Below are 17,743 nucleotides of genomic sequence, written 5' to 3'. Positions count from 1 at the left end.
TCGGTCGGTCTACCCTCGACCTTCCGCCGCGCCCGGCGGCCCGTCAACGGACTTTGTGCGACTCGCCGAATAGCGCAGCAGCGCCGCCTCGAACGCGGGATCGGGCACCCCGGCGCGATGCCCGGGGAAGTCGGCGCCGGCTTCGGCGCGCGGCCCGCCGGGTGCGCAGAGACCGGCGAGGGAGGCGATCGCCCGGGCCACCGCGCCCGGCGCGGCGATCATCGGCACGGCGAGAGCCTCGACGGTACGCACACCGCGTCCCGCCGGATCGTCCACGGTGAGCAGGTACCAGCCGCGCTCCTCGGACCAGCCGGCTCCGGCCTCGTCGTGGTCCCACACCGGCCGTCCGTGCAGTCGCACCTGCCGGGCCAGGTCGAACGGGATCCACCCGTCACGGGGTGAGCCGCTGTCGGCCCGCCAGTCCGCGACCGGTACCCCGGCGGCCTCCAGCGCGGCGGCGACCGCCCTGAGGTAGCCGCTGTGCGCCGAGCGGGTGCCGTCCACGGCCGCGTCACCGTCGGGCGTCATCGGGTGATCATGACGGCCGGCGGCGGGAATGTGAAGCGTCGGGTCAGTGCGTGTGGCCGTGCCGGTCGCGCGCCTTCAGCCGTACCGAAGGAAGCTCGGGAGCCGGAAGGGGACCGGCGTCGCAACCGTCGACGATGCCGAACCTCTCGGTGCCGTAGGGTTCCCCGGCCATCCACTGCGCCCGCGCGCGGACGATGTCGTCGTGGCTGCGGCCGACGAAGTTCCACCACATGACCAGCGGCTCGTCGAACGGTTCCCCGCCCAGCAGGAACAGCCGGGCCGGTCCGGTGACCGCGATGTCGAGACGGTCGCGGCCGCCGCCGACGTAGAGCAGCGATCCCGGTGACAGCGGCGTGCCCGCGACCGTGGCCCCGCCGGACATCACCAGCACGCCGTGTTCGAAGGCCGGGTCCAGGTCGAGGGTGTACGCCGTCGCCGCCCGATGGACCAGCTCGGCCCCGAGCAGCGGCGAGTGCACGCCGGCCGGCGACCGCATGTCGCCGAACCCGCCGATCACCACCGTCACCGTGACGTCACCGTCCTGCCGGGAGGGCAGGGCGGCGTGGTGCTCGAACCGGGCCGGGCCGTGCCGGGCCTCCTCGGGCAGCGCGATCCACAGCTGGAGGCCGTGCATGCCGTCCGGGTGCTCGGGCGGCGTGTGCTCGGCGTGGGCGATCCCGTGCCCGGACGTCATCAGGTTGAGCTGCCCGGGCGCGATGACCTGCTGGCTGCCGAGGCTGTCGCGGTGCTCCACGAGACCCTCGGCCAGCCACGTCACCGTCTGCAGGCCGGAGTGCGGGTGTGGGGGCACCTGCATGCCTGGGCGGCCGCTGACGTCGTCGGGCCCGAAATGGTCGACGAAGCACCAGGCGCCGATCATGCGCCGCTCCCGGTGCGGCAGCAGCCGGCGGACCGTGGTGTACCGGCCGAGCGGTACGTCGTGACCGGGCAGCAGCACACTGTCGGCGAATTCCGGCGCGGTGCCCATGTCGTCAGGAGCCCGACAGGGACGCGGAGCCGAGGACCCGGGTGATCTTCACCTCGATCACCACCCGGGCCGGGTTGGGGCGGGGCTGCCGGTAACGGGCGGCGTACCGCTGCTCGGCGTCGGCGACCGAGGCCGGGTCGTCCCGGATCACCGCGAGGCCCTCGATCGTGCTCCACCGGGCGCCGTCGACCTGGCAGATCGCGACCCGCTCCCGGCCGCGCAGCACGTTGCGGACCTTGGTGGACGTTCCGGAGGTGATCACCCGGGCCAGGCCGGCGACCGGGTCGAGGGTGGCGCCGACCGCGACCACGTGCGGTGAGCCGTCGGCACGCAGAGTGGTCAGGCTGCACAGGTGGCGTTCGGCCCAGAAGGCGGCCAGTGCGGGGGAGTCGAGGGGAACGGTGCCGCTCACGGGCGTACCTCATCGGGGGTCGTGGTCATCGGGTGGTCAGGCCGGCTCGGCCGGCAGCTCGCCGCGGCGGACCGCGGCGACCAGGGCTTCATGGTCGTGTTCGACCTGGTCGGCGTAGGCCCGGGCGAAGCGGGCCAGGGATTCGTCGAGCTTGTCGCCGCTGCCGGCGTACCCGGCGATCATGGATGCTCCACTGGTCCGGGCGTGCGACTTGGCGAGCAGATATCCGCAGATGGCGGCGTAGTCGGCGAGCGCACCGGCGTTGACGTCATCGACGACGATGGCGCCCTTCATGTCGCGGAACTGGCGCACGTAATACTGGTGGTCCCCGACCGTGGTCCAGCCGAGCAGCGGATCGCTGACCGTCTGCAGCGCCTGCTGGTACTCCACGACACGCTGTCCCTGGTGCCGGTGCCAGGCGAGCGCGCCGTGCTGGTGTTTCGCCACGACCGAGCGGCGGGCCTGCTTCAGCTGGAGGAAGAGCACGTCGTCGGGGCTGCTGCCCTCGCACAGCGCGACGTACGCCCGCAGGCCGACCGAGCCGACGCCGACCACCTTGTGCGCGATGTCGACGATCCGGTAGCCACCGAGGATCTGCGCCCAGTGCGGTTTGAGGGTGCTCAGATAACCGTCGAGGGCCTCGGCGAGCTGCTCGCGCTCCTCCGCCGGGAGCCGGGTGATCAGCGGTGGCTCCTCGACCAGGCGCATGGCGCCGTCGTTGCGCTCGGTGAACCGGGGCAGCGCGCGGTCACTGGTGCGCCGGCGGGCGCGGCGGGCGGCGCGCTCGATCTGCTCACGGAAGCTGGCCTGGGTGGTCGCCGAGCGCATGCCCTCGACGTCGAGCCGGCCGAAGGAGCGGGCGAGCAGCGGTTGCTCGGCGAGATGGGCGATCTGCTCGCGGTACGACGCGACGCAGTGCTGCACGGCCTCGGAGCAGGAGCTCTCCCGGAAGCCGTTGACCCGGCCGGCCACGTGCACGCTCACCGTGAGGCGGCGCAGGTCCCACTCCCACGGGCCGGGGTGGGCCTCGTCGAAGTCGTTGAGGTCGAAGACCAGCTCCCGCTCGGGGGAGGCGTAGAAGCCGAAGTTGCCGAGGTGGGCGTCGCCGCAGATGACCGGGGTGATGCCGGTGCGCGGCAGGCCGGCGAAGTCGTCGGCCATCAGGCCGGCGGTGCCGCGCAGGAACGTGTAGGGCGAGGCCATCATCCGGCCGATACGGACCGGGACGAGGCGGCTCAGGCGACCGTCGTGCGTGGCCACGACCTGGGCGACCGGGTCGGGCCGGCGGTCGGGCTTCTTCCAGTGGGCCATGTCGGAACGGGGGGACCGTTCCCGCAGCGACCGGCCGGTCTCGTAGCGTTCGGCGCGGGGTGCGGCAGCCCGCCGTAACGAGGTGAACCCCTCGTCGGCTAAGCTGCCGAGCACAGCCGGCCCGGTGTTCCCTGACGGTTCCATCGTTGCCGAGCGTACGTGCCACCAAAGATCGTCCGCGCGGGGCTCGTGAAAAGCCGATGTTATCGATAACATTTCTGAGTCTGTGAGCGCGTGCGGGGTCCCGCTACGCTCCATCAGAACTGGACTTTCTTCACCGTGGCGAGGTCCCCGGCTGCCCGCCACCAGGCGACGTCGCCGGACCGGTGCCAGGTGGGAGACGGTTCACCGGATCGGACGAGGTGCGCAAGTGGACAAGGGATCACGTAGCCCGGCGATGACGGATGTGGCCCGGTTGGCCGGGGTCTCCCACCAGACCGTCTCGCGCGTCCTCAACGATCATCCCAACGTCAAGGAGCAGACCCGGATCCGGGTTCGCGCCGCCATCGCCGAGCTGGGTTATCGCCCCAACCGCGCCGCGCGTGCCCTGGTCACCGGGCGGTCGCAGCTGATCGGTGTGGTAGCGCGCAACAGCACGCTCTTCGGCCCGGCCACCATGCTCAGCGAGTTCGAGCAGGCCGCCGCGGACTCGGGCTTCGCGGTCAGCGTAGGCAGCGTCCGCGAGCTGGACCGCTCGTCCATCTCCGCGGTCGTCGACCGGCACCTGGACCAGCGGGTGGCCGGCCTCGTGGTGATCGCCAACACCGCGTCGGCCACCGAGGCGCTCGCCGAGATCCCCGAGGACCTGCCGGTCGTCTTCATCGACGGCGACCCGGCCAGCGGGCGCCCGCTGGTGACCGTGGACCAGGTGGCCGGCGCGCGTGCGGCGACCCGGCATCTGCTCGACGCCGGTCACGAGACGGTCTGGCACGTGTCCGGCCCGACCGACTGGTTCGACTCGGCCGGCCGGATCCAGGGGTGGCGGCAGACCCTCGAGGAGGCCGGTGCCGAGGTGCCGCCGCTGCTGTCGGCGGACTGGTCGGCCGCGGAGGGTTACCGGACCGGTCAGATGCTGGCCCGGATGCCCGAGGTCACGGCCATCTTCACGGCGAACGATCACCTCGCTCTGGGCATCCTGCGGGCGCTGCACGAGCGGGGCCGGCGGGTGCCGCACGACGTGAGCGTGGTCGGCTTCGACGACGTCCCGGAGGCCGCCTACTTCATCCCGCCGCTGACGACCGTCCGGCAGGCCTTCGGAGACGTGGCCCGGGCGGCGTTGAGCCTGCTCCTGGGCCAGATGCGGGACTACACCGGGATGGCCGACCAGATCGTCGTTCCGCCGCAGTTGATCGTGCGGGAAAGCGCACCCCGTCGCATCTGACCGGCTACTCTCCGCCCTCGTTAATGGGCCGTTACCTCGTTGTTGCCGACTGGCGTTGACACGCTATTTGTTAGCGATAACACTGAGGTTCTCCCGCCGGATCGTGGTCGTGGCCACCTGCCGGCCCTCCCTCGGAGGTACACCCCATGCCCGGGTATGGCGTGACGTTTGGTGACGCTGGCCCCGTTTCCAGACGTAAGATCATTGGGTTGCCGGCGTGCTCATGCCCGGCGACCGGATGAAGACGTGCCTGCCCCTGCCGCCGCGAGAGCCGGTTCCGGCGATCGTGTGCCGCGCTGTCGCGAGCGCCTGAACTTCTTCGACCAAAGGAACAACCGATGAACCCGCAGATCTGGTTCCTGACCGGTAGCCAGCATCTCTACGGCCCGGAGACTCTGCAGCAGGTCGCCGACCAGTCCGCCGAGATCCAGCGGACCCTGGCCGCCGGCGGCCTGCCCGCGGAGATCGTCGGCAGACCGGTGCTCACCGACTCCGGGGCCATCAAGCAGGTCATGCTGGACGCCAACGCCGACCGGAACTGCATCGGCGTGATCGCCTGGATGCACACGTTCTCGCCGGCCAAGATGTGGATCGGCGGGCTGGACGCGCTGCGCAAGCCGCTGCTGCACCTGCACACCCAGCACCACCGGTCCCTGCCGTGGGCGACCATCGACATGGACTTTATGAACCTCAACCAGGCCGCCCACGGCGACCGGGAGTTCGGGTACATCCAGGCCCGCCTCGGCGTGCCGCGCAAGGTGGTCGCCGGGCACGTCGCCGACCCGACGGTGGTGAAGCGGATCGACGCCTGGTCCCGGGCCGCGATCGGCCTGCAGCACCTGCGCAGCCTGCGGGTGGCGCGCTTCGGCGACAACATGCGCGACGTCGCGGTCACCGAAGGCGACAAGGTCGAGGCCGAGCTGCGGTTCGGCGTCTCGGTCAACACGTACGGGGTGAACGACCTCGTGGCCGTCGTGGACCAGGTTCCCGACGCCGAGATCGACAAGCTGATCGCCGAGTACCGCGACGTCTTCGAGATCGCCCCCGAACTGCTCGGGGACCGGCTCGACGCGTTCCGCTACGCCGCCCGCATCGAGGCCGGCCTGCGGCGGTTCCTGACCGACGGCGGCTTCGGCGCGTTCACGACCAACTTCGAGGACCTCGGTGGTCTGCGGCAGCTACCGGGACTCGCCGTCCAGCGTCTGATGGCGGACGGTTACGGCTTCGGTGGCGAGGGTGACTGGAAGACCTCGGTGCTCGTGGCCACCGTGAAAGCCATGGGCGCCGGAACCGGACGCGGCACCTCATTCATGGAGGATTACACCTACCACTTCGGTCCGGGTGAGCCTAAGATCCTCGGCGCGCACATGCTCGAGGTCTGCCCGTCCATCGCGTCGGCCAAGCCGCGCGCCGAGATCCACCCGCTGGGGATCGGTGGCCGGGAGGACCCCGTGCGCCTGGTCTTCGACGCGGCCCCCGGCCCGGCGGTGGTCATGGGCATGGCCGACATGGGAGACCGGTTCCGCCTGGTCGCGAACGAGATCGAGGTGATCCCGCCGGACGAGCCGCTGCCGAACCTGCCCGTGGCCCGCGCGGTGTGGAAACCCGCACCGTCGCTGTCCACCTCCGCCGAATGCTGGATCACCGCCGGCGGCCCGCACCACACGGTGCTCACCCAGGCGGTCGGCGCGGAGACACTGCGAGACTTCGCCGAGATGGCACAGACGGAACTTCTACTGATCGATGAGCGCACCACACCGGCCGATTTCTCTGACCGGGTGCGCTGGAACCAGGCGTACTTCCGCCTGGCCCGCCCCCTGTAACACCCGTTCTCAAAGAGGAGATCCACCGTGAAATATCCCCGGCTCGCGGCCGTTCTGACCGCTGCCACCATGGTCGCCACGATGGCTGCCTGCGGCAACGCCGAGAAGACCACCGACAAGGAGGCCGCCAGCGGTGACACCGCCGGTGCGCTGATCGGCATCACCATGCCGACGCGTTCCTCCGAGCGCTGGATCCACGACGGCGACAACCTCAAGTCGCAGCTCGAGGGCCTGGGTTACAAGGTCGACCTCCAGTACGCGGAGGACGACATCCCGACCCAGACGCAGCAGCTGGACAGCCAGATCACCAAGGGCGCGAAGCTGCTGATCATCGCGTCGATCGACGGCGAGGCGATCACCAGCCAGCTGGAGAACGCCAAGACCGCCAACATCAAGGTCATCGCGTACGACCGGCTCATCCGCAAGAGCCCGAACGTGGACTACTACGCCACCTTCGACAACTTCAAGGTCGGCGTGCAGCAGGCCACCTCGCTGCTGACCGGCCTGGGCGTGGTCGACGCCACCGGCGCCAAGACCGACAAGAAGGGCCCGTTCAACGTCGAGCTCTTCGCCGGCTCGCCGGACGACAACAACGCCACGTTCTTCTTCAACGGTGCCAAGAGTGTCCTGGACCCGTACATCGCTGACGGCACCCTGGTGATCAAGAGCGGTCAGAAGGACTTCGACACCGTCTCCACGCTGCGCTGGGACCCGGCGACCGCGCAGAAGCGCATGGAGAACCTGCTGACCTCGGCCTACAAGGACGGCGCGAAGGTCAACGGTGTCCTCTCGCCCTACGACGGCATCTCCATCGGCATCCTCTCCGCGCTCAAGTCCGGCGGTTACGGTGTCAACGGCCAGCCCTACCCGACCGTCACCGGTCAGGACGCCGAGCTCGCCTCGGTCAAGTCGATCATCGCGGGTGAGCAGTACTCCACCATCTACAAGGACACCCGTCAGCTGGCCAAGGTCACCGGCGAGATGGCCGACGCGGTTCTGAAGGGCCAGACCCCGAAGACCAACAACACCACCGACTACAACAACGGTGTGAAGGTCGTCCCGGCCCAGCTGCTCGAGTCGGTCATCGTCACCAAGGACAACTACGAGAAGGAACTGGTCGCCGGCGGCTACTACACGGCTGACCAGCTGAAGTGATGTAGGTTCCGTGCCCCGCCCGTCCCCCGGCGGGCGGGGCACGGCCTCATCGGCTCACAGCCCATAGGAGGGCTCCATGACCGACACGATCCTGCGCATGAGCGGCATCACCAAGACGTTCCCGGGCGTCAAGGCGCTGCAGGACGTCAATCTCGAGGTCCGCAGGGGAGAGATCCACTCCATCTGCGGCGAGAACGGGGCCGGCAAGTCGACCCTGATGAAGGTCCTCTCGGGCGTCTACCCGCACGGTACCTACGAGGGTGACATCCAGTACGACGGCGAGCTGTGCCGCTTCTCCGGCATCCGTGACAGTGAGCATCGTGGCATCGTCATCATCCATCAGGAGCTGGCGCTCGCGTCGAATCTCTCCATCGCCGAGAACATCTTCCTCGGCAACGAGCAGGCCAAGAACGGCTGGATCGACTGGAACCGCACCAACGCCGCCGCGGACGCACTGCTGCGCCGGGTCGGCCTTGCGGAGAGCGCTGTCATTCCGGTCGTCAACCTCGGCGTCGGCAAGCAGCAGCTGGTGGAGATCGCCAAGGCCCTCTCCAAGGAGGTCCGGCTGCTGATCCTCGACGAACCGACCGCGGCGCTCAACGACGAGGACTCGGCACACCTGCTGAACCTGCTGCGCGGGCTGCGTGACGAGGGCATCACCTGTGTGATCATCTCGCACAAGCTCAACGAGGTCATGGGAATCTCGGACCGGGTCACCATCCTGCGGGACGGGCGCACCATCTGGACCGACGAGACCGCGAACCTCACCGAAGAGAAGATCATCGCGAGCATGGTCGGCCGCGACATGGAGCACCGGTACCCGGAGCACACGCCGAAGATCGGCGAGGAGGCCCTGCGCATCGTCGACTGGACGGTCCACAGCCCCACTCAGCCCGACCGTGCCCTGGTCCGCAAGGCCAACCTGACGCTGCGCCGCGGCGAGATCGTCGGGCTGGCCGGCCTGATGGGCGCGGGCCGCACCGAGCTGGCGATGAGCGTCTTCGGCCGGTCCTACGGCGTCAACATCTCCGGCCGGCTCTTCAAGGACGGCAAGGAGATCCAGGCGCGCAACGTCCGCGAGGCGATCGACCACGGCATCGCGTACGCGACCGAGGACCGTAAGAGGTACGGCCTGAACCTGATCGAGGACATCAAGCGCAACGTCTCGGCGGCCGGGCTCAGCAAGCTCGCCAGGGGCGGCTGGGTTGACGGCAACGAGGAGTTCAAGGTCGCCGACGAGTTCCGGACCAGCATGAACATCAAGTCGCCGACCGTCGAGGCGGTCGTCGGCAAGCTGTCCGGCGGTAATCAGCAGAAGGTCGTACTCTCCAAGTGGATCTTCACTGACCCGGACGTGCTCATCCTCGACGAGCCGACCCGAGGGATCGACGTCGGTGCGAAGTACGAGATCTACACGATCATCAACCGGCTCGCCGACGAGGGGAAGGCCGTCCTGGTCATCTCGTCCGAGCTGCCCGAACTTCTCGGGATCTGTGACCGTATCTATACCCTTTCGGCCGGCCGGATCACCGGCGAGGTGCCACGCGCCGAGGCCACGCAGGAGAGCCTGATGACCCTGATGACGAAGGAAGTACAGGAGGTAGCGCCGTGACGGCCGCACCCGTGCAGGTCGGCAAGGGCGTGGCCGCGCCCGGGCGCGACAGGGCTCCCCGGAAGGTCAACTTCGACCTGAAGCAGAGCGGCATCTACATCGCGCTCGCCCTGGTCGTCGTGCTGTTCGCGGTGCTGACCGGCGGCGATCTGCTCGGTCCGCAGAACCTCAGCAACATCATCGTGCAGTTCTCGTACATCCTGGTCCTGGCCATCGGCATGGTGCTGATCATCATCGCCGGGCACATCGACCTGTCGGTCGGCTCGGTGGTGGCCGCGACCGGCGCCTTCGCCGCGGTGATGATGGTCGACTGGGGCCTGCCCTGGCCGCTCGCGGTGGTCGCGACGCTCATCTTCGGCGCGGTGATCGGGGCCTGGCAGGGTTACTGGGTCGCCTACTTCGGCATTCCCGCCTTCATCGTCACCCTGGCCGGCATGCTGCTCTTCCGCGCGGTGACCATGTGGATCCTCGGCAACGAGGGCAAGGGCCCGTTCCCCGACGAGATCCGTACGCTCGGCAACGGCTTCATCCCCGGATTCCTCGGCAACATCGGTCTCGGCGAAGCGCTGGGCGGAGCCGACCTCTTCAGCATCATCCTCGGTGTCGCCGTGGTCGTGGGTATGGCGATCGTGCAGGTCCGGGCCCGTGCCGGCCGGATCCGCTACAGCCAGGCCGTCGACCCGATGTGGCTGTTCGCGCTCAAGGTGGCGGTGCCGGCCCTGCTGGTGCTGTTCTTCGTCGTGCAGCTCGCCCGATTCCGCAACCTGCCCTGGGTGCTCGTCCTGCTCGCCGTGCTGGTGGTCGGCTACACCCTGGTCACCAACCGGGCCGTCTTCGGCCGGCAGATCTACGCGGTCGGTGGCAACCTGCAGGCCGCGACGCTCTCCGGCGTCAAGGTCAAGTCGGTGGTGTTCTGGCTGTTCGTCAACATGGGCGTGCTCTCCGCGGTCGCCGGAATCATCTTCGCCGGCCGGCTCAACCTGGCCGGCCCGACCGCCGGTAATGCGTTCGAGCTGGATGCCATCGCCGCGGCGTTCATCGGTGGCGCCGCCGTTCAGGGCGGTGTCGGCAAGGTGGTCGGCGCGATCACCGGCGGCATGATCATGGCCGTGATCAACAACGGCATGAGCCTGCTGGGTGCGGAGCCCAAGGAGGTCATGCTCGTCAAGGGTGGTGTCCTCCTCGCCGCCGTCGCCTTCGACGTGTGGAGCAAGCGCCGCACCGCGACCGCCAAGTGACGGTCTTCCCCTGATCGGACCGAATCAGGCTCGGCGGGTACACGAGTACCCGCCGAGCCTTTTTCGTGTCCGGCGGGGTCGTCGGTGCGGTGGCCGCGGAAGTCCTCGCCCGGTCCCGGAATCCGGCGGCTCAGCGAGCGACGGCCAGGCCGAACGAGGACGGCTTGACCTTCGGGAAGACGGTGTCCAGGGCGCCGAGGCCACACCGCTTCTGGAGCACCTCGCCGATCACCGAGCGGTAGTCGGTCGTCGCCGCCAGGTCACCGGCGACCAGTGCCCCAGGATCCAGGCCGGGCCAGGTGCCGTACACCTTGCCGCCGCGGATCCCGCCGCCGAGCAGCATCATCGCGTTGCCGTGCCCGTGGTCGACACCGCGGGAGCCGTTCTCCTTCACCCGGCGGCCGAACTCGCTGATCGTCAGTACGGTCACGTTCTTCATGCCCGCCTCGCCGAGGTCGGTGACGAAGGCGGCCAGCGCGGTGGAGAAGTCGAGCAGGTTGTCATACATCCGCTGACCGGCCACCGCCGGGCCGAGACCCTGGTGCATGTCCCAGTCACCGCAGTCCACCGCGGCCGTGACCAGGCCGGACTTCGCCTTGATCAGCCGGGCCACGTCACGCAGCGCGCCACCGAGGTCGGAGTCGGGGTAGACCGCGCCGTTGGCCGGGGTGTACAGGCCCTTCGCCGCGGCGGTGCCGGCCAGTGCCCGGTCGGCGGCCAGGGCGGGCGCGGCCAGTACGGTCGGCGCGTCGGCGTACATCGCCCGCAGTGCCGCGGCCATCGGCTTCTTGCCGTCGGCGGCCAGCATGAACTCGTCCAGGCCCTTCATCGACACGTCGGGTGACGGGCCGGCCAGCAGCCGGGCCGGCATCGCGTCGCCCATCGACACCGCGGCGAGCGGGCCGGACGCACCGGTCAGGCCGAGCATCCGGTCCAGCCAGCCGCTGCGGATCGAGGTGCCGGGGGCGGCGTTCTCCATCGCCTCCATGGCGGCGAAGTGCGACCGGGTCGGGTCGGGCTGCCCGATCGCGTGCACCGCGGCGAGTTTGCCGGCCTTCCACTGCGGCAGCAGCGGGGCGAGTGCCGGGTGCAGCCCGAACATGCCGCCGTCGCCGCCGATCACCTTCGCCTTCGGCACCGCGATGCCGGGGCGCGCCTTGTAGTAGTCGGCGTCCCCGATCGGCGCGAACGCCGACAGGCCGTCGAATCCGCCGTGCATCGACACCACGACCAGAACGTCCCCGGTGTACGCCCCGGCGGCGAAGGCCAGGCTCGTGCTCAGCGCCTCGCCGGCCAGGCCGGTCAGCGCCGCCCCGGCGCCGACGGCCAGCCCGCGGCCGAGTACACCCCGGCGGGTGAGCTGCAGCTTCTCGTTCTCGTCACAGCAGAGCAGTGGTGCGGTCATCGGTCACCTCAGCTGGAAGGACGGCGAGTCAAGAACAAGGGCGATGAGGTACGGCGCGGCGCCGGCCAGCGACTTGTCCTTGGCGGTCAGAGGACTGGTCGGCACCTTCCCGGCGACACTGAGCACGGCGGCGGTGTGGCCGGCCGGCAGTTTCGCCCCGATCAGCCGCAGCGCGAGCGCGTCGACAAGCGCGCCGTAGGTGCCCGGCAGCACCGGGACCAGGGACTTCAGCAGGTCGGCGGGCCGGGCCAGCTGCTTGGGGTACCAGCCGGCGGCCAGGTTCAGGTGCAGGTTGCAGCGCAGCAGGAACGCCGACGGTGACGCCCAGGCGGCGGCCACGTCCGGGTAGCCGTTCGGCGGGCTCCAGCGGAACGGGGCGTTCCCGGCCTCCACCAGGTGGTTGTAGAGGGCGTCGAGTGACTTCACGCCGGAGGCGTCCGGGCCGAGGCCGAGCGCCCGGACCGTGGCGACGGTGTCCTCGAACGGGGTGCGCGCCTTCTGGCCCACCGAGGCGGCGAACTCGGGCGACAGGAACAGCGCCCGCAGCACCGGCACGATCGCGGTGTCGTTGTCCAGGTAGACCTTCTTCAGCTTCGTGACAAGCGTCTCCGGGGCCACGTCGGCGACGAACCGGATGCACAGCTTGCGGGCGATCCGCTCGGCGGTCTTCGGGTGACGGGCCAGGTGGTCGATGAAGGCGAACGCGGCGGCCTCACCGTCGGGGGCGGCGTTGGCGTGTGTGAACCCGAGGATCTCGACCTTGCCGGTGGCGTGCAGCGAGGCGTCGTAGACGTACGCCCGCGACGACTTGCCGACCGTCATACCGGTGAGCAGCCGGGCCGCGGCCAGCACGTCGGGCTCGGTGTAGTCGCCGACGCCGACGGTGTGCAGCTCCATCAGCTCGCGGGCGTAGTTCTCGTTCGGGTGGGCCTTCGTCGACGACCGCTGGTCCAGGTAGGTCAGCATGGCCGGGTGGCGGGCGCTGGCCCGCAGCATGTCGGCGAACCTGCCGAGCGCGTGCTTGCGGATGACCGTGGTGTCGTAGTCGGCGCGGGTGTCCCAGATGCCGCTGGACGGGGCGGCCACGTGCAGGTGGTTCGCCCAGAACGCGACGGCCTGCTCGAACAGCTGCCGCTCGCTCCACGCGGCGCGGGCCACGGCGGCCCGGCCGAGCTGCTTGAACGCGTCGTAGGAGTCCTTCGGCAGCTTCGCACGGACGGTGACCGGGTCGGCACCGGCCATCGGCAGGCGCTTGAGGACCTCGTCGCACCGGGGGTCGCTGATCCGCGCCGGGTCGAGCTGCCGGTCCAGCCAGCCGCTCACACCCAGCCAGCGGGCCTCGGCCAGCGACGCGGGCGTGACGCCGAAGGTGGCGCGGCGCAGCAGGTGGGCGATCGGGTCGTCGCCCAGCGTCCGGGCCAGGTCGACGGCGGGCGCGGCCTGTGCGGCGGCGGGCGTCTCGACGGCCAGACCGGTGACGGTGAGGGCGGCGGTGGCGACGGAACCGGCGAGCACGGTACGGCGGGTCGGCTTGGTCATGCCAGACGGTTCGGCCCGCAACGCCGGTCGAGTCACGGCTGCAACCGTGACTAACGGATCCGCAATCCGGACGCACCCGTGACCGGAAACCAGGTGCTGACCTAGTCTCAAGACCGTGGATCAGGCTGAAACCGTACGTACCCCGTCCTCCTGGGTCGTCGTCGGGCTCGACAACGGCGGCACCTGCAACAACGCCACCGTTCTCGACGCGACGGGACAGTTCCTCGTCAACAACCTCGTGGAGAACCCGAGCCGGGTGCTCGACGGGCCGGAGTCGGCCGTCGAGGCCCTCGCCGACGCGTTCGCCAACATTCTGGAGCTGACCAGCACACCGCTGTCGCTGGTCCGCGCCGTCGGGCTGGACACTCCGGGCCCGGCCAGCGCGCACGGGGTGATCTCGTCGAAGGGCGCGACCAACTTCAATCAGGTCTCCTGGCACGGCTTCGACATCCGGGGCGCCCTGGAGACCCGGCTCGGTATGCCGGTGGTCTACAACAACGACGGCAACGCGGCCGCCCTGTACGCCCACCACCAGCACTTCGGCGCGGACGCGGCGGCGCACTCGTCGGTCGCCGCGATCGTCGGCACCGGCCTCGGCGGTGGTGTCGTCGAGGCCGGCCAGGTGGTCCGTGGCGCGGCCGGGATGGCGGGGGAGCTGGGCCACGTCCAGATCCCGCTGCACGGGGTCCTCGAGGACGGCCAGCCCGTCCCGCAGTGCAACTGCGGGTTCGCCGGCGACGTGGAGAGCATCGCCTCCCTCACCGGGATCAGGAACAACCTGCTGCCGTACTGGCTGACCCGGTTCCCGGACCACCCGCTCGCGAGCGAGCCGATCGCGACGGCGGCCAAGGCGCTGCGCGGCTACGGCGAGAAGGAGGACGCGCTCGCGATCGCCGTCTTCGGGCAGCAGGCCAAGGCGATCGGCAAGCTGTTCACCATCGCGGCGAACTTCACCGACCCGTCGGCGTACTTCCTGGGCGGCGGTGTGGTCGAGGCGGCGCCGCACTTCCGGCAGTGGTTCCTCAACACCGTCCGGGAGAACACCGACCTCCGGGACGAGCAGAAGGCGGTGGCCACCTTCGCACTGGTCCCGGACCGGGACATGGCCGGCGCCCGGGGAGCCGCCGTGGCCGCCCTCAAGACGGTCGGGGGCTGATCACTCCTCCTTCAGCGCCGCCGCGACGTCCGGGAACATCGGCAGATAGTCGCTGAGCCCGAGGGTGTCGAAGAGCCGGCGCAGGAAGCCCGACGGGGCGGCGAGACGGACCCAGCCGCCCCGCTCGGCGGCCCTGCCGTGGGCGGTGACCAGCACGCCGACGCCCATCGAGTCGCAGAAGTCGAGGCCGGAGACGTCCACCACCACGCGGGGGGCGGGCCGTTCGACGAGTCTGGTCAGGTTCGCCTTGAGAGCCGGCGCGGTGTCGATGTCGAGTGATCCGCGCAGAACCAGCACGGCCGTGTTCGGTGGATGGTGCGCGACCGAGACCTGCATGTCGGTGTGTCCTTTGCGGTGGTACGGGCTCGCCGGGGATCGATGAATACCCTATGCGAGCCCGTCACGACACGCAGGTTGCGCCACTCAGGACGCGTTGCGCCACTTGCGGCCGTTGCGGCCGATGAGCCGGTCGGCGTCGGTCGGGCCCCAGGACGCCGCCTCGTACGTCGGGATCGGCGAGGTGTCCTTGTTCCAGTGTTCGATGATCGGGTCGACGATGCGCCAGCTGTGCTGCACCTCGTCGCTGCGGATGAACAGTGACGCGTCACCGATCAGCGCGTCCAGCAGGAGCCGCTCGTACGCCTCCGGGGACTCCTCCACGAACGTCTGATCGTACGAGAAGTCCATGCTCGCCGTGCGCACCCGGAAGGAGTGACCGGGCACCTTGGCGCCGAACCGCAGCGAGATGCCCTCGTTGGGCTGGATCCGCAGGATCAGCGCGTCGGCCTCCAGGCCGGTGAGCTGGTCGGTCGGGATCGGCAGGTGCGGCGGCCGCTGGAACTGCAGCGCCACCTCGGTGAGCCGGGCCGGCAAGCGCTTGCCGGTCCGCACGTAGAAGGGCACCCCGGCCCAGCGCCAGTTGTCCACGTTGAGGCGCATCGCCGCATACGTCTCGGTACGCGACAGCGGGTCGACGCCGACCTCCTCGCGGTAGCCGGCCATCAGCTCCTCACGGGTGCCGCCCCGGGTGTACTGCCCGCGCACGGCGGCGTCGGCGATGTCGCGGTCGGTGGGGAGCCGGATCGCCTGGAGCAGCTTCACCTTCTCGTTGCGCAGGCCCTCGGCCTCGAACGACGCGGGCGGCTCCATCAGGGCCAGGGCGAGGACCTGGAGCACGTGGTTCTGCACGATGTCGCGCATCGCACCGGCGTGCTCGTAGAAGCCGCCGCGGGTGCCGACGCCGAGGGTCTCGGCCACGGTGATCTGCACGTGGTCGACCCAGGACCGGTCCCAGATGGGCTGGAAGATCGAGTTGGCGAAACGCAGCGCCAGCACGTTCTGGACGGTGTCCTTGCCCAGGTAGTGGTCGATCCGGAAGACCTGGTGCTCCTCGAACGCACCGTGCACGATGCCGTCCAGCTCGCGGGCGGTGGCCAGATCCCGCCCGTACGGCTTCTCGATGACCAGCCGGGCGAACGAGCCCTCGCGCGCCTGGTTGAGGCCGGCGCCGGCCAGACCGTTGATCACCGGCTCGAACGCGTTCGCCGGGGTGGACAGGTAGAACAGCCGGTTACCCGAGGTGCCGCGGACCGCGTCCAGCTCGTCGAGGGCCTCGGCGAGGCGCTTGTAGGTCTCCGGGTCGTCGTAGCCGCCGGCCACGTAACGGACCCCGCCCGCCAGCTGGCGCTTCTCGGTGAGGCTGCGGCCACCGAGCGCGCTCTCGGCGAACTGGTCGTCGCTCATCGGCGTCCGCGCGACGCCCACCAGCGCGAACTGGTCGGGCAGGCGGCCGTGCCGGGCCAGGTTGTCCACCGCGGGCAGCAGCTTGCGGCGGGTCAGGTCGCCGGACGCGCCGAAGATCACCAGCGTGGCTGGCGGGGCGCTGCGCTCCTGGATGAGCTGAGGTGCGTGGTCCATGGTCTGCGAGTCCTCCGACCGGGTCGTAACCGTCCGTTTGAACCTTACGGCCGGTAACCCCCGCAGGGTTCATCCGCTTCCTGCAAAGCGGGACAACGTGGCGGTGAACACGTCCGTCAGTCGTTGCGCCCGGACCATTACGAAAAAAGTGGCAAACTGGGTTCAAAGGTCTGGCAACCGAGGGGGACCCTGTGAAGTACCGGCTCGTGACCCGTAGCGACTTCGACGGTCTCGTGTGTGCCGTACTACTGCGCCATCTCGACATGATCGATGACATCCTCTTCGTGCACCCCAAGGACGTCCAGGACGGCGTCGTCGACATCACCGACCGGGACATCCTCACCAACGTGCCGTACGACTCGCGCGCCAACATGGTCTTCGACCACCACCACTCGGAGACCCTGCGCAACACCGGTGGCCTGGACAACCACGTGATCGACGCGGACGCCCCGTCGGCGGCCCGGGTGATCTACGAGCACTTCGGTGGCCGGGACCGGTTTCCGAAGGTCACCGACGACCTCATGCGCGCCGTGGACCAGGCCGACTCGGCCGACTACACCCTCACCGACATCCTCAGCCCGACCGGCTGGACGCTGCTGAACTTTTTGATGGACAGCCGCACCGGCCTGGGCCGGTTCCGCAACTTCCGGATCTCCAACTACCAGCTGATGATGCAGCTCATCGACGCCTGCATCGAGCACAACGACGTGGGCGAGATCCTCGCCCTGCCGGACGTGATGGAACGCTCCGAACTGTTCCACGAGTGCTCACAGCGGTTCGTCGACCAGTTGCACCGGGTGTGCCACATGGAGGGCGACGTGGTGATCGTCGACCTGCGCGACGAGGAGGTCATCGAGGCGGGGAACCGGTTCATGGTGTACGCGCTGTTCCCCGAGTCCCGGGTGTCGGTGCACATCATCTGGGGCCGGCAGAAGCTCAACACCGTCTTCGCCTGCGGCAAGTCGATCCTGGACCGGACCTCCCCGGTGGACATCGGCGAGGTGATGCTGCGCTACGGCGGCGGCGGTCACCTCGCGGCCGGCACCTGCCAGGTCCCGCACGACGAGTCGGACCGGGTGCAGCGCGAGATCATCGACGCGCTGCGCACGGAGCGGGTGGTCCCGGTATGACCGTGCGGGCGGAACCCGAGGGTCCCGCCCGCACAGCACGCGGATCACGGGCCTTGCCCGGGCCCCACCCGCCGGTCGTGGTTTTGCGCCCCACGCGCTGGCCACGACGTTTCCCTCACACCCACCCGCGTGAGGGCCTTCCCAGATT

Annotated in this window: 15 protein-coding genes; 7 read left to right on the top strand and 8 right to left on the bottom strand. The window is 69.7% G+C overall.

Annotation, left to right across the window (positions count from 1 at the left end):
* Window positions 1-9: 9 nt before the first annotated feature.
* Genes BC793_RS01200 through BC793_RS01185 form a run of 4 tightly spaced genes read right to left on the bottom strand, consistent with a single transcriptional unit; the run spans window position 10 to window position 3,353 of the window.
* The gene (locus BC793_RS01200) at window positions 10-528 is read right to left on the bottom strand and encodes a DUF6292 family protein (RefSeq protein ID WP_109588652.1); all 519 of its coding nucleotides are present in this window, start codon (window positions 526-528) and stop codon (window positions 10-12) included.
* 43 nt (window positions 529-571) lie between these two features.
* The gene (locus BC793_RS01195) at window positions 572-1,516 is read right to left on the bottom strand and encodes a pirin family protein (protein ID WP_109588651.1); all 945 of its coding nucleotides are present in this window, start codon (window positions 1,514-1,516) and stop codon (window positions 572-574) included.
* 4 nt (window positions 1,517-1,520) lie between these two features.
* The gene (locus tag BC793_RS01190; RefSeq protein ID WP_109588650.1) at window positions 1,521-1,928 is read right to left on the bottom strand and encodes a PPOX class F420-dependent oxidoreductase; all 408 of its coding nucleotides are present in this window, start codon (window positions 1,926-1,928) and stop codon (window positions 1,521-1,523) included.
* Between the two features lie 36 nt (window positions 1,929-1,964).
* Window positions 1,965-3,353: a DUF2252 domain-containing protein gene (locus BC793_RS01185; RefSeq protein ID WP_239169800.1), complete on the bottom strand. Its 1,389-nt coding sequence runs from the start codon at window positions 3,351-3,353 to the stop codon at window positions 1,965-1,967.
* A 283-nt stretch (window positions 3,354-3,636) separates the two neighbouring features.
* Here BC793_RS01185 and BC793_RS01180 point away from each other — a divergent pair, with 283 nt between their 5' ends.
* From BC793_RS01180 to mmsB, 5 genes are all read left to right on the top strand, one after another.
* Window positions 3,637-4,620, top strand: coding sequence for a LacI family DNA-binding transcriptional regulator (locus BC793_RS01180; RefSeq protein WP_109589065.1), 984 nt, complete (start codon window positions 3,637-3,639; stop codon window positions 4,618-4,620).
* A 338-nt stretch (window positions 4,621-4,958) separates the two neighbouring features.
* A complete protein-coding gene (gene araA / locus BC793_RS01175; RefSeq protein ID WP_109588648.1) occupies window positions 4,959-6,443 on the top strand; it encodes an L-arabinose isomerase in 1,485 nt (494 codons plus the stop codon).
* A gap of 27 nt (window positions 6,444-6,470) precedes the next feature.
* The gene (gene chvE, locus BC793_RS01170) at window positions 6,471-7,598 is read left to right on the top strand and encodes a multiple monosaccharide ABC transporter substrate-binding protein (protein WP_109588647.1); all 1,128 of its coding nucleotides are present in this window, start codon (window positions 6,471-6,473) and stop codon (window positions 7,596-7,598) included.
* A gap of 76 nt (window positions 7,599-7,674) precedes the next feature.
* Entirely contained in the window at window positions 7,675-9,210 is a 1,536-nt protein-coding gene (gene mmsA / locus BC793_RS01165) for a multiple monosaccharide ABC transporter ATP-binding protein (RefSeq protein WP_109588646.1), read from the top strand.
* Window positions 9,207-10,448 carry a multiple monosaccharide ABC transporter permease gene (mmsB, locus tag BC793_RS01160; protein WP_109588645.1) on the top strand — a complete coding sequence of 414 codons (1,242 nt, stop codon included), beginning with the start codon at window positions 9,207-9,209 and terminating at the stop codon, window positions 10,446-10,448. Before mmsA ends, mmsB begins: the two co-directional genes overlap by 4 nt.
* Before the next feature lie 130 nt (window positions 10,449-10,578).
* Here mmsB and BC793_RS01155 read toward each other — a convergent pair whose 3' ends face one another.
* A complete protein-coding gene (locus BC793_RS01155; protein ID WP_109588644.1) occupies window positions 10,579-11,853 on the bottom strand; it encodes a DUF1501 domain-containing protein in 1,275 nt (424 codons plus the stop codon).
* Between the two features lie 3 nt (window positions 11,854-11,856).
* Window positions 11,857-13,392, bottom strand: coding sequence for a DUF1800 domain-containing protein (locus BC793_RS01150; protein ID WP_109588643.1), 1,536 nt, complete (start codon window positions 13,390-13,392; stop codon window positions 11,857-11,859).
* A gap of 115 nt (window positions 13,393-13,507) precedes the next feature.
* On the opposite strand from BC793_RS01150, the gene BC793_RS01145 reads away from it, so the two are divergent.
* Window positions 13,508-14,548: an ROK family protein gene (locus BC793_RS01145; protein WP_109588642.1), complete on the top strand. Its 1,041-nt coding sequence runs from the start codon at window positions 13,508-13,510 to the stop codon at window positions 14,546-14,548.
* Here BC793_RS01145 and BC793_RS01140 read toward each other — a convergent pair whose 3' ends face one another.
* The gene (locus tag BC793_RS01140) at window positions 14,549-14,884 is read right to left on the bottom strand and encodes an STAS domain-containing protein (protein WP_093611709.1); all 336 of its coding nucleotides are present in this window, start codon (window positions 14,882-14,884) and stop codon (window positions 14,549-14,551) included.
* Between the two features lie 87 nt (window positions 14,885-14,971).
* On the bottom strand, window positions 14,972-16,465 hold the full coding sequence (gene zwf / locus BC793_RS01135) for a glucose-6-phosphate dehydrogenase (RefSeq protein ID WP_109588641.1): 1,494 nt from the start codon (window positions 16,463-16,465) through the stop codon (window positions 14,972-14,974).
* Window positions 16,466-16,656: 191 nt separating this feature from the next.
* On the opposite strand from zwf, the gene BC793_RS01130 reads away from it, so the two are divergent.
* A complete protein-coding gene (locus BC793_RS01130; protein ID WP_109588640.1) occupies window positions 16,657-17,595 on the top strand; it encodes a DHH family phosphoesterase in 939 nt (312 codons plus the stop codon).
* Window positions 17,596-17,743 lie beyond the last annotated feature (148 nt).

Origin of the sequence: Actinoplanes xinjiangensis (genome assembly GCF_003148685.1) — a bacterium.
GTDB lineage: Bacteria > Actinomycetota > Actinomycetes > Mycobacteriales > Micromonosporaceae > Actinoplanes > Actinoplanes xinjiangensis.
This window is presented reverse-complemented; position numbering and strand designations above follow the sequence as displayed.